Origin of the sequence: Klebsiella sp. (assembly GCF_027492335.1) — a bacterium.
Lineage (GTDB): Bacteria > Pseudomonadota > Gammaproteobacteria > Enterobacterales > Enterobacteriaceae > Klebsiella > Klebsiella huaxiensis.
Genome location: NZ_JAPUEW010000026.1, coordinates 1 through 20,433, shown reverse-complemented (window position 1 = coordinate 20,433; position 20,433 = coordinate 1). Strand labels below are relative to the sequence as shown.

Annotated in this window: 14 protein-coding genes; 7 read left to right on the top strand and 7 right to left on the bottom strand. The window is 52.0% G+C overall.

The features are described from left to right. The 3 genes from QVF11_RS08525 to speD form a co-directional block, all read left to right on the top strand. The coding region (locus tag QVF11_RS08525) for an FKBP-type peptidyl-prolyl cis-trans isomerase N-terminal domain-containing protein (RefSeq protein WP_287856320.1) at positions 1-992 on the top strand (992 nt) is incomplete at its 5' end. A 166-nt stretch (positions 993-1,158) separates the two neighbouring features. After that, positions 1,159-2,022, top strand: coding sequence for a polyamine aminopropyltransferase (gene speE, locus QVF11_RS08520; RefSeq protein WP_142512298.1), 864 nt, complete (start codon positions 1,159-1,161; stop codon positions 2,020-2,022). A 14-nt stretch (positions 2,023-2,036) separates the two neighbouring features. Beyond that, on the top strand, positions 2,037-2,831 hold the full coding sequence (speD, locus tag QVF11_RS08515) for an adenosylmethionine decarboxylase (protein WP_110272526.1): 795 nt from the start codon (positions 2,037-2,039) through the stop codon (positions 2,829-2,831). 30 nt (positions 2,832-2,861) lie between these two features. Here speD and QVF11_RS08510 read toward each other — a convergent pair whose 3' ends face one another. Further along, complete coding sequence (locus QVF11_RS08510; protein WP_112215775.1) at positions 2,862-3,857, bottom strand: LacI family DNA-binding transcriptional regulator; 996 nt, start codon at positions 3,855-3,857, stop codon at positions 2,862-2,864. Positions 3,858-4,216: 359 nt separating this feature from the next. On the opposite strand from QVF11_RS08510, the gene QVF11_RS08505 reads away from it, so the two are divergent. Next, the gene (locus QVF11_RS08505; RefSeq protein ID WP_287856316.1) at positions 4,217-5,620 is read left to right on the top strand and encodes a sugar porter family MFS transporter; all 1,404 of its coding nucleotides are present in this window, start codon (positions 4,217-4,219) and stop codon (positions 5,618-5,620) included. An 18-nt stretch (positions 5,621-5,638) separates the two neighbouring features. Next, the gene (locus tag QVF11_RS08500) at positions 5,639-7,690 is read left to right on the top strand and encodes a glycoside hydrolase family 36 protein (RefSeq protein WP_287856314.1); all 2,052 of its coding nucleotides are present in this window, start codon (positions 5,639-5,641) and stop codon (positions 7,688-7,690) included. Positions 7,691-7,722: 32 nt separating this feature from the next. Here QVF11_RS08500 and yacL read toward each other — a convergent pair whose 3' ends face one another. Together yacL and acnB are read right to left on the bottom strand one after the other, a co-directional pair. After that, a complete protein-coding gene (yacL, locus tag QVF11_RS08495; protein ID WP_112215773.1) occupies positions 7,723-8,085 on the bottom strand; it encodes a protein YacL in 363 nt (120 codons plus the stop codon). Between the two features lie 175 nt (positions 8,086-8,260). After that, positions 8,261-10,858 carry a bifunctional aconitate hydratase 2/2-methylisocitrate dehydratase gene (acnB, locus tag QVF11_RS08490; RefSeq protein WP_277738642.1) on the bottom strand — a complete coding sequence of 866 codons (2,598 nt, stop codon included), beginning with the start codon at positions 10,856-10,858 and terminating at the stop codon, positions 8,261-8,263. Positions 10,859-11,213: 355 nt separating this feature from the next. Here acnB and QVF11_RS08485 point away from each other — a divergent pair, with 355 nt between their 5' ends. Then, positions 11,214-12,875 (top strand): DUF3300 domain-containing protein, encoded by a 1,662-nt coding sequence (locus tag QVF11_RS08485; RefSeq protein WP_287856309.1) that lies wholly within the window; start codon positions 11,214-11,216, stop codon positions 12,873-12,875. A 10-nt stretch (positions 12,876-12,885) separates the two neighbouring features. Further along, positions 12,886-13,686, top strand: a complete 801-nt coding sequence (locus QVF11_RS08480) for a DUF2950 family protein (RefSeq protein ID WP_287856307.1) — start codon at positions 12,886-12,888, stop codon at positions 13,684-13,686. Positions 13,687-13,735: 49 nt separating this feature from the next. Here QVF11_RS08480 and QVF11_RS08475 read toward each other — a convergent pair whose 3' ends face one another. From QVF11_RS08475 to aceE, 4 genes are all read right to left on the bottom strand, one after another. Then, entirely contained in the window at positions 13,736-14,020 is a 285-nt protein-coding gene (locus QVF11_RS08475) for a hypothetical protein (RefSeq protein ID WP_142512301.1), read from the bottom strand. Positions 14,021-14,182: 162 nt separating this feature from the next. Next, a complete protein-coding gene (lpdA, locus tag QVF11_RS08470; RefSeq protein ID WP_287856322.1) occupies positions 14,183-15,607 on the bottom strand; it encodes a dihydrolipoyl dehydrogenase in 1,425 nt (474 codons plus the stop codon). Positions 15,608-15,814: 207 nt separating this feature from the next. Then, positions 15,815-17,701: a pyruvate dehydrogenase complex dihydrolipoyllysine-residue acetyltransferase gene (aceF, locus tag QVF11_RS08465; protein ID WP_287856305.1), complete on the bottom strand. Its 1,887-nt coding sequence runs from the start codon at positions 17,699-17,701 to the stop codon at positions 15,815-15,817. Between the two features lie 14 nt (positions 17,702-17,715). Continuing rightward, the gene (gene aceE, locus QVF11_RS08460; protein WP_110272535.1) at positions 17,716-20,379 is read right to left on the bottom strand and encodes a pyruvate dehydrogenase (acetyl-transferring), homodimeric type; all 2,664 of its coding nucleotides are present in this window, start codon (positions 20,377-20,379) and stop codon (positions 17,716-17,718) included. Between the last annotated feature and the right edge of the window lie 54 nt (positions 20,380-20,433).

Sequence of the window (20,433 nt, the reverse complement as noted above, 5' to 3'; positions counted from 1 at the left end):
AAGCAAAACTCACCGCGGCAGATACCACGCAGCAGACGCTGCAAACTAAGCTGAGTGCGTCTGAAGAAGCTCAGAAAGCACTGGAAGCAAAACTCACCGCTTCTTTATCCGAAAAACAAGCTCTGTCTGTACAACTGGCGGCGGCGGAAGTTACACAAAAGGCGCTCACGGCAAAACTCGATTTTTATAGCATCAATAAAGAGCAGTCAGCGCTTCAGGCAGATGCCGTTCGCCAGAAGGCAGAGAGCGACAAAGCCCAGCTGCTGGCCAACGCTGAAGAGATTAAACAGCTTAAAGCCAAACTCTCTACGGCGGAGACCAAAACCGTCAACAAACACACGGATATCAATCTGGCAAAAGAGCCCCAGCAGCAGGCTTACTCTGTCGGCGTGTCGATGGGCGAGGAAGCGCTAAAAGTCTTGTCCACCCGCAGTTCTCAGGGCATCAGCATCAATAAAGATACCGTTCTGCAGGGCATCCTGGACTCTTTTTCAGGGAACATCCTCCTAGATGAAAAAGTGCGCAACAAGGCTCTGTTCGATGTCTCCAAAGAGGTCTTTCAGCGCCTCAATAAAGTTGAAAAGCAGATGGTTAGTGAAGGAAAAAAATATCAACAAAAGTTCGCGAAACAAAAAGGCGTGGTGTTTAAAGACGGTGTTTACAGTCGTATCGATTATGCCGGCGAAGGTAAGATCCTGGATAGCGATATCGTTACCGTAACCATCAAGGAAACGCTTACCGACGGAACCGTCATTAACGACATGGAAGCAGAAGGCAAAGTCTGGTCCCAGACGCTAAAATCCTATCCCCCCATATTCTTCGGGCCAATAAAGCGCCTGGGAAATCATGGTTCTATTACGGTAGTGATACCTCCAGACCTGGCTTACGGTAGTGAAGGCAGACCACCCAAAATCCCACCGGGAGCGACTATGATTTATTCGGTCAGAATCGTTGATGCTACTGCGGCGGAACCCCAGGCTAAAAAACCCTGATCCTAACGCCTCCTGTTAAAGGAGGCGTTTCCCCCATTTTTTGAACGACAACATACGCCATACTTCATCCGCTAAACATCCATCGTGCATCCTCATGTATAGTTGGCTATGATGTTGCGCTCATTTTTTATGGGTGTAACAGATGTTAACAAAGGAGGATCTGCCTGTGGCCGATGACAATCTGTGGCATGAAACGTTGCACGACCATTTTGGTCAATATTTCAGCGTTAATAACGTGCTGTATCATGAGAAAACCGATCATCAGGATTTGATCATTTTCGAAAACGCCGCCTTTGGCCGCGTGATGGCACTGGATGGCGTGGTGCAAACCACCGAACGCGATGAATTTATCTATCATGAAATGATGACCCATGTTCCTCTAATGGCCCACGGTCAGGCGGAACATGTGCTGATTATAGGCGGCGGCGACGGCGCTATGCTGCGTGAGGTCTCCCGTCATCGCAATATCAAAACCATCACCATGGTGGAAATCGATGCTGGAGTCGTTTCATTCTGTCGTCAATATCTCCCTAACCACAACGCAGGTGCATATGACGACCCGCGTTTTAAACTGGTTATTGATGATGGCGTCAATTTTGTTAATCAGACGACGCAAACGTTTGACGTTATTATCTCCGATTGCACCGATCCTATTGGTCCTGGTGAAAGCTTATTCACCTCCGCATTTTATGAAGGCTGTAAGCGCTGTCTGAACCCTGATGGGATCTTCGTTGCTCAGAACGGTGTCTGCTTCTTACAGCAAGATGAAGCTATCGGTAGCCACCGCAAGCTGAGCCATTACTTTAGCGATGTGAGCTTCTACCAGGCGGCGATTCCAACCTATTACGGCGGCATTATGACCTTCGCATGGGCCACGGATAACGAAGCCCTGCGCCACCTTTCCAGTGAAATCATCCAGGCGCGCTTTCATAAATTGAATCTGAAGTGCCGCTATTACAATCCGGCAATTCATGCAGCGGCATTTGCTTTACCGCAATATCTACAGGATACGCTGTCCACCGTTAAGTAAGGGGGTGATCTAAATTGAAAAAATTGAAGCTGCACGGCTTTAACAACCTGACCAAGAGCCTGAGTTTTTGCATTTATGATATCTGCTACGCGAAAACGGCAGAGGAGCGTGATGGTTACATCGCCTATATCGACGAACTCTATAATGCCAACCGTCTGACTGAAATTTTGTCAGAGACCTGTTCCATTATTGGCGCAAATATTCTTAACATCGCGCGTCAGGATTATGAGCCTCAGGGCGCTAGCGTAACGATACTGGTCAGCGAAGAGCCGATTGATCCGCAGCTTATCGATCAAACCGAACACCCGGGCCCGCTGCCGGAAACCGTTGTCGCGCACCTCGATAAAAGCCATATTTGCGTTCATACCTACCCGGAAAGCCACCCTGAAGGTGGATTGTGTACCTTCCGTGCCGATATTGAAGTCTCAACCTGCGGGGTCATCTCGCCGCTAAAGGCCCTGAATTATCTGATTCATCAGCTTGAATCAGACATCGTCACCATCGATTATCGGGTTCGTGGTTTTACCCGCGATGTGAACGGCATGAAGCATTTCATCGATCATGAAATCAACTCCATTCAGAACTTCATGTCTGACGATATTAAGTCCCTGTATGACATGGTGGACGTGAACGTTTATCAGGAAAATATCTTCCACACCAAGATGTTGCTTAAGGAATTCGACCTTAAACACTATATGTTCCACACTAAACCTGAAGATTTAACAGAAGAGGAGCGCAAGGTCATTACCGACCAGCTTTGGAAAGAGATGCGCGAAATTCACTACGCCAGAAATATTCCGACGGTATAAATCTCTGACGGAGCAGGGAAGCTCCGTTTATCAAATATTAACCTGCAGGTCTAACAAAACCGCCCTTGCTTCTTTATTTCCCTCAGTCACCCGCAGCACCGCCTCGCCAAGCTGACGGCCGATCTCTTCATGATCGACGGTAAACATGCAGGTTGTCGATGACAGCTTGCCCGAGAAATCACTGCTCGCTGCAGCGCACAGCATTGATTTCTCCGTCAGTCCACAATCAGGCAATGCCGCCAGATAATGACTGGCCCCCATCAGAAGAAAATCATTGATAAAGATAATAAAATCCGGTTTTTCAGCCTGATGCATAAACTGTCTGGCAGCCTCTTCACCAGACTGCTCGGTCACCGCGCCAAAAAAGATCAGCCCATCGTCCAGCTGTTGACCCTGCAGATGTAACTCCTGTAAGCACCCATCAAGAAACTGCTTCCCGTGCATGCTGTCAGCGCCTAGCGTCGCAACAGCAATACGCTTTGCCCCCTGGTGCATTGCATAGCGGACGCACTGACGCCCCATTTCTTCATGATGAAAATCAACCCAATTAAAATGACCGTTCAGCACCCGGCTTTGTCCCATCGTGACGAAAGGAAACCGCAGATCGTTCAGCAGCAAAATACGATCATCATCAATACGCGTATCTGTCAGGATGACCGCATCAGCACGGTTTTGCTCAATTATTTTTTTCAACAGCAGGTGCTCGCCCTGCCGGTCCGTGGTGATGTGGATAACCGGGTCAATACCGCTCTCTTTAAGACTGGATTGCAATCCTCTGGCAATACGCATAAAGAAGGATGCGGTATGAATATTTCCACCATCTGCGGCAGGCAGCAGCAACGCTACAACACCAACTTTACCGCTACGCAGATAGCGAGCGGAAGCGTTTGGCCGATACCCCAGTTTTTCCGCCGCCTCAAGGACCTTTTTACGCGTATGACTACTGATATCGCTTTTGTTATTCAACGCTTTCGAAACCGTCGCTGTCGAAAGATTCAGAAACTCAGCCAGTTCTTTAATATTCATTTTTCTTTATGGACTAAATTGCTTCAGACAAGGATATTCTTGCCAATCTAAACCATTAATTTTCCGATGACAATAAAAAAGCGTTTTAACACTACATCATAATGTTGCAGAGATCACATTTACGCAGATAACACCATTGCCAGAGATATTTTTCAGATCTAGCATAAAAAATACGAAATCGATTAAGTATTTTTATTAGATATCTCTATAGCCTAAATAATTCGAGTTGCATCACGGCGGCAACTAAGCGCATCCCTGGGAACGTACAAATAGTACGTGACCGGGGTAAGCGCAGGCAGCCAACAAAGATGCGGCTTGAAGTATGACGGGTATAAACAAAACTAACAAAGGTAACCCCTATGCAATTAGATAACCCGCTTCCTGTTGCAACATCCGTCAATAAAACACGGCCGCAGGTGATCTGGATTTGTCTGCTGGCGGCCCTCGCCGGTTTGTTATTCGGCCTGGATATTGGCGTCATCTCCGGCGCGCTCCCGCTTATCGCCAAAGAATATCATCTGCTTGATAATCAACAAGAATGGATCGTCAGTTCAATGATGGTCGGTGCAGCAGCAGCGACTCTGTGCAGCGGTTTTCTGGCTTATCGATTAGGACGTAAATATGCCCTGTTAATTGCCGCTGGCTCATTCTGTATCGGTGCCATTATTTGCACCTGCGCCGTCAGCGCGGATATGTTAATCATCGGGCGCCTGATTCTCGGCGTAGGACTCGGCGTCGCATCTTACGCAACGCCTCTATATCTTTCTGAAATTACGCCAAAAAATATCCGCGGCGCGATGATTTCCGCTTATCAGCTAATGATTGCTCTCGGAATTTTAATAGTCTTTCTGACCAATACCGCGTTTAGCTATAGCGGCAACTGGCGTGGAATGCTGTTGGTTGTGGCCATTCCATCACTAATTTTCCTTTTTGGCGCTTTGTTCCTGCCTCGCAGCCCACGCTGGCTGATGATGCATGGCAGAGAAGAGGATGCCAGAGCCGTATTGCTGCGCCTGCGCAACAGCCGCGAAGAGGTTGAAAGCGAGCTCCAGGAAATTAAAGAACAGCTTAAAGTTAAACAACATGGCTGGCATTTATTTAAAGAAAATAAACACTTTCGCCGTAGCGTCGGATTAGGGATTGTCCTGCAAATTATGCAGCAGTTCTCCGGCGTCAATGTGATGATGTACTACGCGCCACGCATCTTCCACGAAATTGGCTTTAGCTCCACGGCAGACCAAATGTGGGGAACGGTAATTGTTGGCCTGGTGATGACTGTCGCTACCTTTATCGCCGTCGGCTTTGTCGACCGTTGGGGACGTAAACCCATGCTATATATTGGTTTTATCACCATGGGTATTGCGATGAGCGTGGTAGGCTCACTACTGGGTGGTGATGCGTTATCGATGATGGAAAAAGGCATCACCGTGGCGATGCTACTGCTGTTTATCATCGGTTTTTCTATGTCAGCAGGCCCGCTAATCTGGTTATTGTGCTCCGAAATTCAGCCATTAAAAGGGCGCGAATTTGGTATTACCTGTTCCACGTTTACTTGCCATATCGCCGGGATGATTGTCAGTGCGACCTTCCTGTCACTACTCAATACATTAGGTAGCGCTCATACGTTCTACTTATATGCTTTATTAAACCTTACAGCCATTATCATTATTTATTTCTTTGTTCCTGAAACAAAAAACATTTCACTAGAAAAAATCGAACAGAATCTAATGGCAGGAAAAAAATTACGCAACATTGGCCGATGATAAAAGGGAGTATCGGACATGAGTTTTATAGAATTTACTGAAGATAATTTGCATATTTCTTTTTCGCTTAATGAAAAACAGCAAATTTATATTAGCCGGTTTTCAACAACCACGGATTCTGCGGCGCACGGGGAGTTTCCGCTGGTACAGGTACATGCCAGCGGCTACAACCAAAACGATCACCATGCCCGGAAGCATACCGGTAGCGAGCCGGGTTCATCGTTACGCTACCAGTCCCATCGTTTTAGCGAAAATAAGCTGGGCAAGAAGCTTGAAATCAGCCTTAGCGGTGAAGCGATCGGCGTCTGCTGGCATCTTCAGCATTTTCGTGACACGCACTCAATGCAAGTCTGGAGCGATGTACGCAATGACTCCCCGGAACACATCGGCCTGGAATATGTCAGCTCCTTAACGCTGTTTGCCATTGACAGCAAGTCGTGGGAAAAAACCACGCTTCTGCACTTACCGCACAATAACTGGTATGGCGAAGCTCAATGGAAAAGCCGCACGCTTCCGGAACTCGGGTTGGATAAGGTAAACCATTTTTCGCTCGATCGTCTCTCGATAGAAAACGCCGGCACCTGGTCCAGCATCGGTTATTTACCCTGCGCCGCTTTTGAGGATACATCAGCAGGCTCCACGCTACTGTGGCAGATTGAACATAGCGGCTCATGGCAGTGGGAAATCGGCGACTTCCGCGATCGACTCTACTTGCAGGTCAGCGGACCAACCGAGAACGAAAGCCACTGGTGGAAAAATCTCTCGCCGGGGGAAACTTTCACTTCCGTGCCGGTCGCCGTTGCGCTGGTCCGGGGGGGATTACAAGAAGCGCTACAGGAAATCACTCGTTATCGGCGAAAAATAGTGCGCCCGTCGACGGATAACCAGCGGCTCCCGGTGATATTCAATGACTATATGAACTGTTTGTCCGGCGATCCGACCACCGCGAAGCTGCTGCCGTTGATTGACGCCGCCGCGAAGGCGGGATGTGAATACTTTTGTATCGACTGCGGCTGGTACTCTGACGGTGAATGGTGGGATGGTGTCGGCGAATGGCTCCCCGCACCAACGCGCTTCCCGGGAGGGATCCGCGAACCGCTCGATTATATTACTGCCAAAGGTATGAAATCAGGGTTGTGGCTGGAACTGGAAGTGATGGGAATTGCCTGTCCGCTGGCGCAATCCTTACCTGACGCGTGTTTTTTCCTGCGCCACGGCAAACGGGTCATTGACCACCAGCGCTATCAGCTGGATTTCCGCCATCCTTTAGTGCTGGAGCATGCCGACCGGGTTATTTCCCGCCTGGTCGAAGAGTATGGCGTCAGCTATATCAAAATGGATTACAACATCAATGCGGGCAGCGGGACCGATTACGCCGCCGATAGCCCCGGCGACGGATTGCTACAGCACAATAGGGCTTATCTTAGCTGGCTGAAAAACACCATGGCTCGCTACCCGCAACTGGTGATTGAAAACTGCGGCAGCGGCGGATTGCGCATGGATTACGCGCTTTTGCAGCAGCACAGCATTCAATCCGTAACCGATCAGACTGATTACCGCTTAATGGCATCTATCGCCGCCGCGGCAGCCTCGGCGGTCATGCCTGAACAGGCCGCCATTTGGTCTTATCCCTTACGTGAAGGCGATCGTGAAGAAGTGGTGATGAACATGGTTAACAGCATGCTGCTGCGGGTTCATCAAAGCGGGCATCTGGCGGAACTGAGCGAAGAGCGTTTCACATTGGTTCAGGAAGGGATCGCACTGTATAAATCGTTTCGCCAGCAGATCCCCCACCTGGAGCCTTTTTGGCCGCTAGGAATGCCCTCTTTCGCTTCCCCATGGCTGGCATTCGGCCTGCGCAACGAAGATGAAGCCTGGCTGGCGGTGTGGCGAATGGAAAGTGAACAGGGCTCAATCATGCTGCCGCTTGATGACATCTCACAAGCCAGCTGCGTATACCCGCGCTTTGCCAAAGCGCTCTGTCTACCTGAATTCAACAAACATGAACTGATGATTTCACTACCGGAGAAACTGACCGCCAGATTGTTTCATCTTACCTTCACCCACTAAACGAAAACCGCCTCCCGATTGGGAGGCGGTCATCAACGCTGCTGCATGAACTCGCGGTATGCGGCAACGACCTGTAAAAAATCCTCAACGCCGCACAGAGAGAGGCTTTCTTCGTCGTAATAGCTCATTCCCTCTTCGATCTCATCACCAGAAAAGTCCAGCTGATTAGCACGGATCATCACTTCTTCACCATCCAGCCATAATGTGTACTCATGACCAGCACGCTGCCAGGAACGTTCACTGCCTTTAACGGTGCTTGCGGCCTGCTCCACCTCATCCAGCAGGGCAAGGTTATCTTTAACCTCTTCGTTGAACCAGTGGCCAATCGCCTCATGGTCCATCGACATTCGCACCTTTACCCCGCCGGTAATATCGCGCAGAAATTCGTAATCCATAGTCTTTTCCTCTGCAAGGGCAATGCGTCACCGCTGCACTGTACCCATAGAATCATTATCGCAGCAGTAAGAGAGAAAAAAAGCGTAGCGGATGGAGGGATTAGAAATAAAAATGCCCGGTGACGCAAAGTTCACCGGGCATTGAAGGGATTATGTACAACGCAGGCTTAGCGCATTACACCGCCGTCTGGAAAATAACCCCGTCAGCCTTCTCAGTGTACTGACCAAGCTGGTCGAAGTTCAGATAGCGGTAGGTATCCGCCGCCGTCTTATCCACCTGCGCAACGTAGGTCTGGTACTCTTCCGGCGTCGGCAGCTTACCGATAAGCGCCGCGACTGCCGCCAGCTCCGCAGAAGCCAGGAAGACGTTCGCACCGGTACCTAAACGGTTCGGGAAGTTACGGGTTGAAGTCGAGACGACCGTCGCACCGTCGGCTACACGCGCCTGGTTACCCATGCACAGCGAACAGCCCGGGATTTCAATGCGCGCACCGCTCTTACCAAACACGCTGTAGTAGCCTTCTTCGGTCAGCTGCGCGGCGTCCATACGGGTTGGCGGGGCCACCCACAGGCGGGTTGGCAGCTGGCCTTTGTGGCTGTCCAGCAGCTTACCGGCGGCACGGAAGTGGCCGATGTTGGTCATGCAGGAACCGATAAACACTTCGTCGATCTTCTCGCCCTGCACATCGGACAGCAGACGCGCGTCGTCCGGATCGTTCGGCGCACACAGGATTGGCTCTTTGATATCCGCCAGATCGATGTCGATCACCGCTGCGTACTCTGCATCCGCATCACCTTCCAGCAATTGCGGATCCGCCAGCCATTTCTCCATGCCCTGCACGCGACGTTCCAGCGTACGGCGATCGCCGTACCCTTCCGCGATCATCCACTTCAGCAGCACGATGTTCGAAGTCAGGTACTCAACGATCGGCTCTTTGTTCAGTTTGATGGTACAGCCAGCAGCAGAACGCTCAGCGGAAGCATCGGTCAGTTCAAACGCCTGTTCGACTTTCAGATCCGGCAGACCTTCAATTTCCAGGATGCGGCCGGAGAAGATGTTTTTCTTACCTTTCTTCTCAACGGTCAGCAGGCCCTGTTTGATTGCATACAGCGGGATCGCGTGCACCAGATCGCGCAGGGTGATGCCTGGCTGCATCTTGCCTTTGAAACGAACTAAAACGGATTCCGGCATATCCAGCGGCATCACGCCGGTCGCAGCGGCAAACGCCACCAGGCCAGAGCCCGCCGGGAAGGAGATACCAATCGGGAAACGGGTATGGGAATCACCGCCGGTACCGACGGTATCCGGCAGCAGCATACGGTTCAGCCAGGAGTGGATAACGCCGTCACCCGGACGCAGCGACACACCGCCACGGTTCATGATGAAGTCTGGCAGCGTGTGGTGCGTGGTCACGTCAACCGGCTTCGGATACGCCGCCGTGTGGCAGAAGGACTGCATCACCAGGTCAGACGAGAAGCCCAGGCACGCCAGGTCTTTCAGTTCATCACGGGTCATTGGACCGGTGGTGTCCTGAGAACCGACGGAGGTCATCTTCGGCTCGCAGTAAGCACCCGGACGGATACCGGCCACGCCGCAGGCGCGACCCACCATTTTCTGCGCCAGAGAGTAGCCACGATTGCTTTCCGCCACATCTTTCGCCTGACGGAAAACGTCGCTGTGCGGCAGACCCAGCGCTTCACGCGCTTTGGTCGTCAGACCACGACCGATAATCAGCGGAATACGGCCACCGGCGCGCACTTCGTCAACCAGCACGTCGGTTTTCAGCTCAAAGTTAGCCAGCAGTTCGTTGGTTTCGTGGTTACGCACTTCACCTTTGAACGGATAAACGTCAATCACGTCACCCATGTTCAGTTTGTTGACGTCCACTTCAATCGGCAGCGCACCCGCATCTTCCATGGTGTTGAAGAAGATAGGAGCAATTTTACCACCGAGGCAAAGACCGCCGCCGCGCTTGTTCGGCACGTTCGGGATATCGTCGCCCATAAACCACAGCACCGAGTTGGTGGCCGATTTGCGGGAAGAACCGGTTCCCACCACGTCGCCAACGTAGGCCAGCGGAAAACCTTTCTGCTGCAACGCTTCGATCTGTTTGATCGGGCCAACGCTGCCCGGCTGATCCGGGTCAATGCCTTCACGGGCGTTTTTCAGCATCGCCAGAGCGTGCAGCGGGATATCCGGGCGGGACCAGGCATCAGGGGCCGGAGACAGGTCATCGGTGTTGGTTTCGCCGGTGACTTTAAAAACGGTGACGGTGATTTTTTCAGCCAGCTGCGGACGGTTCAGGAACCACTCGGCGTCTGCCCAGGATTGCATGACCTGCTGTGCATATTCATTGCCCGCTTTGGCTTTCTCTTCTACGTCGTAGAAGTTATCGAACATCAGCAGGGTATGGGACAGCGCTTTCGCGGCAATCGGTGCCAGTTTTGCGTCGTCCAGCGCATCAATCAGCGGATGAATGTTGTAACCGCCCTGCATGGTGCCCAGCAGTTCGATGGCTTTTTCAGGGGTAACCAGCGGGGAAGTCGCTTCGCCTTTGGCGATTGCGGCAAGGAATCCGGCTTTAACATAGGCGGCTTCGTCGACGCCCGGCGGTACACGGTTAATTAACAGATCTAACAGGAATTCTTCTTCGCCAGCAGGCGGATTCTTCAGCAGCTCAACCAGGCCGGCCATTTGGGTTGCATCTAAGGGTTTTGCAACAATCCCTTCGGCGGCACGCTCAGCTACGTGCTCACGATATTCTTTTAGCACGACGGTATCTCCTCGCTCTCATTGTCATATGCGGTCGGCGATCTCTTCACGCTCCTGTGAGACAGCAGTTTGTAGGGTAAATGCCCGATACCGCGTCGGCAGCATAGCAGGATTTTAGGGAGGTGTTAATCTGTTTACAAAAAAGCAACATTAAAAATTAGCTGAATCGTTAAGGGCAGAATATTGCAGGTTTTCTGTCAGTTTCGCGGAATATAAAATTAATTCTGTTACACATAACTGGCCAAAATCCCAACAAAAATCAAAAACGCAAATAGGGTCTCTTTATACTCAGGCAATCCCCCGCTTTTCGACAATACTATGTCAAAACGGGCCAATTTCTGTGCCGGGAGTTCTCATGACACTGCCTTTCAAACCCCATGTGCTCGCACTGCTTTGTAGCGCCGGGTTATTAGCCGCCGCGGGTATTCTCTATGTTAAAAGTCGGGAACCACAACCCATACCCGAACCTCCGGTCGTGGTACAGGCCGCGCCTGCGCCAGCCGCTGCTCAACCAGTGACAACCACTTATACCCCAGCGCAGATCGATCAGTGGGTGGCGCCAATCGCGCTGTATCCGGACAACCTATTGTCACAGGTGCTGATGGCCTCCACCTACCCAAGCAACGTAATACAGGCGGTACAGTGGTCGCAGGATAATCCCACCATGAAAGGCGATCCGGCGGTACAGGCGGTGGCCAATCAACCCTGGGATCCCAGCGTAAAATCGCTGGTCGCCTTCCCATCGCTGTTAGCGTTAATGGGAGAAAACCCGCCGTGGGTGGAGAATCTGGGTAACGCGTTTCTCGCCCAACCGCAGGATGTGATGGATTCGGTACAGCGCTTGCGCGCTATCGCCCAGCAAACCGGAACGTTGAAATCGACACCGCAGCAGAAAGTCAGTACCAGCGTGAAAAATGTCCCACCACCGCGCGCCCAAACCAAGAATGGGGTAACGGTCGTTTCGACGGCTCCACCGGCTCCGACGGTCATCAAAATAGAATCCGCCGATCCGCAGGTTGTCTATGTTCCCAACTACAATCCAGCCGTTGTTTACGGTACCTGGGCCAACACCGCCTATCCACCGGTCTATTTACCGCCGCCTCCGGGGGAGCAGTTCGCCGATAGTTTCGTCAAAGGTTTTGGTTACAGCCTTGGCGTCGCCACAACGTACGCGTTATTCAGCAACATCGATTGGGATGATGACGATCACCACCATGATGATGACTATCACCATCACGATGATGACTATCACCATCACGATGATGACCATCATGACGGCTACTCGCATAACGGCGATAACATCAATATCAATGTAAACAACTTCAATCACATAACGGGCCAAAACTTGCCGGGCAATAATGCCAACTGGCAGCATAACCCGGCCTATCGCGGCAATATTCCTTACCCTAATAACAACGTCACGCAGCATTTCCATCAGACCAGTGTTCCAGGCGGGCTTAGCGCCACCCAGCATTCACCGGTCGATCGTAATGAGAAGCGTCAGGCGGCAATGACCCAGTTGCAGCAGCGCACGGGTACCACGGCAACGGCGGGTAATCTGGCAACGCACTCCCCTTCCCGCGACGCGCAGCGCCAGGCCGCCTCACAGCAGCTACACCAGGTCACCCAGCGTAATAACTATCGTGGCTATGACAATACGCCTGCGGTAAAAAATAGCGCCACGCAGCAGCGTCGGGAAGCAGCCAAAAACCAGCTTCAACACCCGACAGCCCAACAGCAGCAGCATAGGGAGACGGTGAAAGCGCAGGTTCAGCACCCCACTGCGCAGCAACAGCAACGTCGTGAACAGTTCCAATCGGCGACGCCTGAACAGCGTCAGCAGAAGCTCGGTAACCTGCATGCCAATGCGCTAAGCGGTAACGACAGCCGCGCCCCCTCCTGGCAATCTCAACAAGAGCGAGGACGACAGAGTCGTCATATCTCAGGTTTAAACAGCGAGCAGCGCAGCGCGGCCAGAGAACATCTTTCCGAACATCGTGAATTGCGTCGCCGCTGAGGATAAGAAGATGAAAAAGCACCTACAAATGACGCTGCTAGCGCTGGTCATGACACCGATGATGGCTCTGGCACAACAAGAATTCTCCACGCCTGAACAAGCTGCAAGCGCGCTGGCTGAAGCAATCAGCCAGCATGATGAATCTGCGCTGGATACGCTGCTCGGTGACAATTGGCAGCAGTTCTTACCGCCGGACGGCATTGCGCCTGATGCGGTAGACCGTTTTCAGCGCGACTGGCAAGTCAAACATAACGTTGTTCGCCAGGACAATAGCGCATGGCTGGACGTCGGCCAGGAAGAGTGGCGGCTGCCCATCCCCATCATCAAGGGCGATGATGGCTGGCATTTTGATATGGCTGCCGCAGAAGATGAAATTCTCACCCGCGCTATTGGCCGCAATGAGCTCTCAGCGATTCAGGCGATGCATGCTTATGTTGATGCCCAACAGGATTTCTATCAGTTAAATCACGCCTGGGCGCAAAAAATAATCAGCAGCGAAGGTAAAAAAGATGGCCTCTACTGGCCTGCTGCGCCAGGAGAAACGCCCAGTCCGTTAGGGCCAGCCTTTAGTCCATCAAAGCCTGGCGAAGGCTATCATGGCTACCGCTTTCGTATAATTAAAGATAGCGATAATCAAGGCGTTGCTCTGCTGGCATGGCCTGTCGAATGGGGACAAACTGGCGTAATGAGCTTTATGGTTAACCAAAATGACCAGGTCTGGCAAGCTAACTTAGGTGAGGAAACGCAAAGCAAGGCACAGGCAATTAGCGCATTTTCGCCTGATCCAGACTGGCAGACCATCAATCAATAAAGAATGCCCGGCACGCGATTGCGCCGCCGGACAGTGTCACCGCATTAACTTAGCCCTGATGAGGCATCAGCGACGGATAGCCCGCAAAAGCTGGCTTAGTACTGGTCAGCGCCGCTTCATCAGAGCTGATGCTACCTGAATTCGCCGCCCATACCCCTTCGCTGGTCTTCGTAATCTGCTGATGCTGCATATTCAAATCCTGGCCCATTGCCGCAATATGGGTGCTTTCGGTACCGCCGCTGTTATCAGCCCAGGGAATGGAGGCATCAGCAGCGCAGGCCATACCAGAAACCAAAGTCGCAGCCAGCAGCGTCGTCGTTAATAATCTTTTCATCACACACCTCGCATATAGTTAACTATCTATAAGTTTATAAGGTGATTATTTTTCAAGTATTAATAAGGTATGCAATTTTATTAACGACGACACAGTTGTAAACATCAACCATAAAAAAAGCGGCTCACAGAGCCGCTTATCGATTTTGCCTGAAAGAAAAACTTACTTTTTCTTCGCTTTCGCGTTCGGCAGGTCGGTGATGCTACCTTCGAAGACTTCTGCCGCCAGGCCAACGGACTCATGCAGAGTCGGGTGAGCATGGATGGTCAGTGCGATGTCTTCAGCGTCGCAACCCATTTCGATAGCCAGACCGATTTCACCCAGCAGCTCGCCGCCGTTGGTACCGACAATCGCCCCGCCGATAACGCGGTGAGATTCTTTGTCGAAAATCAGTTTGGTCATACCGTCTGCGCAGTCGGAAGCGATAGCACGGCCAGAAGCAGCCCACGGGAAGGTGGCGGTTTCGTAGCTGATGCCTTTCTCTTTCGCTTCTTTCTCAGTCAGACCAACCCAGGCAACTTCTGGCTCAGTATAGGCGATGGACGGGATCACTTTCGGATCGAAGTAGTGCTTCATACCGGAGATAACTTCGGCAGCAACGTGACCTTCGTGAACACCTTTGTGCGCTAGCATCGGCTGGCCGACGATATCGCCGATAGCAAAAATGTGCGGCACGTTGGTACGCAGTTGTTTGTCAACGCGGATAAAGCCACGCTCGTCTACTTCAACGCCTGCCTGGCCGGCATTGAGGTTTTTACCGTTCGGCACGCGACCGATAGCCACCAGTACGGCGTCGTAGCGCTGCGCTTCAGCCGGCGCTTTTTTGCCTTCCATGGAAACGTAGATACCGTCTTCTTTCGCTTCAACGGCAGTGACTTTGGTTTCCAGCATCAGGTTGAACTTCTTGCTAATGCGTTTGGTGAAGACTTTTACCACGTCTTTATCGGCAGCCGGAATCACCTGGTCGAACATTTCAACCACGTCAATCTCTGAACCCAGCGCATGGTACACGGTACCCATTTCCAGACCGATAATACCGCCACCCATAACCAGCAGGCGTTTTGGTACAGTTTTCAGTTCCAGAGCGTCGGTGGAATCCCATACGCGCGGGTCTTCATGAGGAATGAACGGCAGTTCAATCGGACGGGAACCCGCCGCGATGATCGCGTTGTCAAAATTGATCACGGTTTTGCCGTTTTCGCCTTCGACTTCCAGGGTGTTAGCACCAGTAAATTTACCCAGACCGTTAACCACTTTCACTTTACGGCCTTTGGCCATACCAGCCAGACCGCCGGTCAGTTGAGTGATAACTTTTTCTTTCCAGGTACGAATTTTATCGATGTCAGTTTTCGGCTCACCAAAAACGATGCCGTGTTCGGCCAGCGCTTTCGCTTCTTCGATAACTTTCGCAACGTGCAGCAGTGCTTTAGAAGGGATACAGCCGACGTTCAGACAAACACCGCCCAGGGTGTTGTAACGTTCTACGATTACGGTTTCCAGACCTAAATCAGCGCAACGGAAGGCAGCAGAATAACCTGCGGGGCCTGCCCCAAGTACCACGACCTGAGTTTTGATTTCAGTACTCATCATGACCTCTGTAATTTGTATCCGGCGGGTCTGACGCTATTGTTTTTACGCCCATGTCCACCGGGACGTTCTATCCGCAAGCATTTTACAAAATTGTTAACAATTTTGAAACAACAAACGGCAAACGATTTTGTCCTTTATTGCTGGTAACTTCAAAACGCAGAAGAGATTACCAGAAAAAAGCCGGCCGTCAGGCCGGCTTTTCGCTTACATCACCAGGCGGCGAATATCGCTCAGGGTGTTGTTGATGATGGTAATAAAGCGCGCACCATCAGCACCGTCGATAACGCGGTGGTCGAAGGACAGAGAGATCGGCATCATCAGACGCGGAACAAACTCTTTACCATTCCACACAGGCTCCATCGCGGATTTAGACACACCGAGGATGGCCACTTCCGGCGCGTTCACAATCGGGGCGAAATGGGTGGTACCCAGGCCGCCGATGCTGGAGATAGTGAAGCAACCGCCCTGCATTTCGCCAGCAGTCAGCTTACCATCACGCGCTTTCTTGGAGATCACGGTCAGTTCACGAGACAGTTCGGTAATGCTCTTCTTGTTCACGTCTTTAAAGACCGGAACAACCAGACCATTCGGGGTATCAACCGCCACACCGATGTTGATGTATTTCTTCAGCGTCAGGCGCTGTGCATCTTCAGACAGCGAGCTGTTGAAGCGCGGCATCTGCTCAAGCGCAGCGGCAACGGCTTTCATGATGAAGACTACTGGAGTGAATTTCACATCCAGTTTACGCTTCTCAGCTTCGGCGTTCTGCTGTTTACGGAACGCTTCCAGATCGGTGATATCGGTTTTGTCGAAGTGAGTAACGTGCGGGATCATCACCCAGTTACGGCTCAGGTTAGCGCCAGAGATTTTCTGGATGCGACCCAGTTCCACTTCTTCGATTTCACCAAACTTGCTGAAGTCCACTTTCGGCCATGGCAGCATGCCCGGGATACCGCCGCCGGTGGCAGCAGCCGGTGCAGCTTCGGCGCGTTTAACCGCTTCTTTCACGTAAGTCTGAACGTCTTCGCGCAGGATACGGCCTTTACGACCAGAACCTTTCACTTTCGCCAGGTTAACGCCAAATTCGCGCGCCAGGCGGCGAATCAGCGGAGTTGCGTGAACGTAAGCGTCGTTTTCAGCAAACTCAGATTTGCCTTCCGCTTTTGCCGCAGGGGCAGCAGCAGGTTTAGCGGCCTGAGCGGGTGCAGCAGTCGGTGCCGGTGCAGCAACCGGTGCTGCAGCAGGCGCAGCGCCTTCCACTTCGAAGACCATGATCAGAGAGCCGGTGGACACTTTGTCGCCGGTGCTGATTTTGATCTCTTTCACGGTGCCCGCGAACGGTGCCGGAACTTCCATCGAAGCTTTGTCGCCTTCAACGGTGATCAGTGACTGCTCAGCGGCAATTTTATCGCCCACTTTAACCATCACTTCAGTGACTTCAACTTCGTCGCCGCCGATATCCGGTACGTTAACTTCTTTAGACCCGGAAGCCGCCGGTGCAGCCGCCGCCGGGGCAGCTTCCGCTTTCGCCGGAGCCGCAGCAGGTGCGCTACCCGCCACTTCGAAGACCATAATCAGGGAGCCGGTAGATACCTTGTCGCCAGTGCTGATTTTGATCTCTTTCACAGTACCTGCGAACGGTGCCGGGACTTCCATAGAAGCTTTGTCGCCTTCTACGGTGATCAATGACTGCTCAGCCGCAACGGTGTCGCCCACTTTGACCATGATCTCGGTGACTTCAACTTCGTCGCCGCCGATATCCGGTACGTGTACGTCTTTAGCCGCTGCTGCCGCTGGCGCTGCTGCCGGAGCCGCTTCTTTCTTCTCTTCCTGCGCAGGTGCAGCGGCTGCTGCACCATCGGCGGAATCGAAAATCATGATCAGTTTGCCGGTCTCGGTTTTGTCGCCAACAGAGACTTTGATCTCTTTAACAACGCCAGCCTGAGGAGACGGAACTTCCATAGAGGCTTTGTCGCCTTCTACGGTGATCAGCGACTGTTCAGCTTCAACTTTGTCGCCCACTTTGACCAGGATCTCGGTGATTTCAACTTCATCAGCCCCGATGTCCGGTACATTGATTTCGATAGCCATTATTCTTTTACCTCTTACGCCAGACGCGGGTTAACTTTATCTGCATCGATATTGAATTTGGCAATTGCGTCTGCAACCACTTTCTTATCGATTTCGCCACGTTTAGCCAGTTCGCCCAGCGCTGCAACTACCACGTAGGAAGCATCAACTTCGAAGTGGTGACGCAGGTTCTCACGGCTGTCAGAGCGACCGAAGCCGTCGGTACCCAGTACGCGATAATCATCAGCCGGTACATAAGTACGAACCTGCTCGGCGAACAGTTTCATATAGTCAGTCGATGCCACAGCCGGAGCGTCGTTCATCACCTGGGCGATGTACGGAACGCGCGGAGTTTCCAGCGGGTGCAGCATGTTCCAGCGCTCACAATCCTGGCCATCACGCGCCAGTTCGGTGAAGGAGGTGACGCTATAAACGTCAGAACCTACGCCGTAGTCTTTCGCCAGTATCTCTGCTGCTTCACGCACGTGACGCAGGATAGAACCGGAACCCAGCAACTGAACTTTACCTTTGCTACCTTCGATGGTTTCGAGTTTATAGATACCTTTACGGATACCTTCCTCGGCACCTTCCGGCATTGCCGGCATGTGGTAGTTTTCGTTCAGGGTAGTGATGTAGTAGTAAACGTTCTCTTGTTTCTCACCGTACATACGCTCCAGACCATCATGCATGATGACCGCAACTTCGTACGCGTAAGACGGATCGTAAGAGATACAGTTCGGGATAGTCAGAGACTGAATATGGCTATGGCCATCTTCGTGCTGCAGACCTTCGCCGTTCAGCGTCGTACGACCGGAAGTACCACCGACCAGGAAGCCGCGAGCCTGTTGGTCGCCGGCCTGCCAGCACAGGTCACCGATACGCTGGAACCCGAACATGGAGTAGTAGATGTAGAACGGAATCATCGGCAGGTTGTTGGTGCTGTAAGAAGTCGCAGCCGCCAGCCAGGATGCGCCAGCACCCAGTTCGTTGATACCTTCTTGCAGGATCTGGCCTTTCTCGTCTTCTTTATAGTAAGCAACCTGCTCACGGTCCTGCGGGGTGTACTGCTGACCGTTCGGGCTGTAAATACCGATCTGACGGAACAGACCTTCCATACCAAAGGTACGCGCTTCATCGGCGATGATTGGCACCAGGCGGTCTTTGATGGACTTGTTCTTCAGCATCACGTTCAGAGCACGAACAAACGCGATAGTGGTAGAAATTTCTTTGTTCTGCTCTTCCAGCAGCGGACCGAAATCAGCAAGCTGAGGCAGCTCCAGCTTCTCATCGAAGTTCGGCTGACGAGTCGGCAGGTAACCGTGCAGTTTCTGACGCTGTGCGTGCAGATAGGTATGTTCTTCAGAACCTTCCGGGAAGGTAATGTAAGACAGGTTTTCCACCTGCTCATCGGTTACCGGCACATTGAAACGGTCGCGAATGTGACGCACGCCGTCCATGTTCATTTTCTTAACCTGGTGAGCGATGTTTTTACCTTCAGCGGTATCACCCATGCCGTAACCTTTGATGGTATGGGCCAGGATGACGGTTGCTTTGCCGGTAGTTTCCTGCGCTTTTTTCAGTGCAGCGAAGACTTTCTTCGGATCGTGACCACCGCGGTTCAGTGCCCAAATCTGATCGTCAGACCAGTCGGCAACCAGCGCTGCGGTTTCCGGATATTTACCGAAGAAGTGCTCACGTACGTAAGCGCCGTCTTTGGATTTGAAGGTCTGGTAGTCACCGTCAACGGTTTCGTTCATCAGCTGGATCAGTTTACCGCTGGTGTCTTTACGCAGCAGCTCATCCCAACGACCGCCCCAGATAACCTTGATAACGTTCCAGCCAGCACCTGCGAAGATACCTTCCAGTTCGTTAATGATTTTGCCGTTACCGGTGACCGGGCCGTCAAGACGCTGCAGGTTACAGTTGATAACGAAGACCAGGTTGTCCAGTTTTTCACGGGTAGCGATGGTGATCGCACCTTTGGATTCTGGCTCATCCATCTCGCCGTCGCCCAGGAAGGCGTAAACGGTTTGTTTGGAGGTATCTTTCAGGCCACGATGTTCCAGATATTTCAGGAATTTAGCCTGGTAGATTGCACCGATTGGGCCCAGACCCATGGAGACGGTCGGGAACTGCCAGAAGGTCGGCATCAGTTTCGGGTGCGGGTAGGAAGACAGGCCTTTGCCATGAACTTCCTGGCGGAAGTTGTTCATCTGCTCTTCAGTCAGACGACCTTCCAGGAATGCACGTGCGTATACGCCCGGAGAGATGTGGCCCTGGAAGTAAACCAGATCGCCGCCATCCTGCTCATTGCGTGCACGGAAGAAGTGGTTGAAGCACACTTCGTAGAAAGTCGCGGAAGACTGGAAGGAAGCCATGTGGCCACCCAGTTCGAGATCTTTTTTCGATGCGCGCAGAACGGTCATAATAGCGTTCCAGCGGATCGCAGAACGAATACGACGTTCCAGATCCAGATTTCCCGGGTATTCCGGTTCATCTTCAACGGCAATAGTGTTTACGTAACTGCCAGTCGATGTGCCAGCAGCCACTTTCACCCCGCCTTTGCGGGCTTCAGAAAGGAGTTGGTCAATCAGATACTGAGCGCGCTCAACACCTTCTTCACGGATGACCGATTCGATCGCCTGTAGCCAGTCGCGAGTTTCGATCGGATCCACGTCATTGGGTAAACGTTCTGACATGGGGGGTATTCCTTATCTATCTAATCGTTGATTAATCTGGAACCTGTCCCATTG

Excerpts from the sequence above, each read along its gene's own strand:
- QVF11_RS08510 (WP_112215775.1), bottom strand. The coding sequence starts at position 3,857 with ATGAATATTAAAGAACTGGCTGAGTTTCTGAATCTTTCGACAGCGACG.
- QVF11_RS08505 (WP_287856316.1), top strand. The coding sequence starts at position 4,217 with ATGCAATTAGATAACCCGCTTCCTGTTGCAACATCCGTCAATAAAACA.
- QVF11_RS08500 (WP_287856314.1), top strand. The coding sequence starts at position 5,639 with ATGAGTTTTATAGAATTTACTGAAGATAATTTGCATATTTCTTTTTCG.
- yacL (WP_112215773.1), bottom strand. The coding sequence starts at position 8,085 with ATGGATTACGAATTTCTGCGCGATATTACCGGCGGGGTAAAGGTGCGA.
- QVF11_RS08485 (WP_287856309.1), top strand. The coding sequence starts at position 11,214 with ATGACACTGCCTTTCAAACCCCATGTGCTCGCACTGCTTTGTAGCGCC.
- QVF11_RS08480 (WP_287856307.1), top strand. The coding sequence starts at position 12,886 with ATGAAAAAGCACCTACAAATGACGCTGCTAGCGCTGGTCATGACACCG.
- QVF11_RS08475 (WP_142512301.1), bottom strand. The coding sequence starts at position 14,020 with ATGAAAAGATTATTAACGACGACGCTGCTGGCTGCGACTTTGGTTTCT.
- lpdA (WP_287856322.1), bottom strand. The coding sequence starts at position 15,607 with ATGAGTACTGAAATCAAAACTCAGGTCGTGGTACTTGGGGCAGGCCCC.
- aceF (WP_287856305.1), bottom strand. The coding sequence starts at position 17,701 with ATGGCTATCGAAATCAATGTACCGGACATCGGGGCTGATGAAGTTGAA.
- aceE (WP_110272535.1), bottom strand. The coding sequence starts at position 20,379 with ATGTCAGAACGTTTACCCAATGACGTGGATCCGATCGAAACTCGCGAC.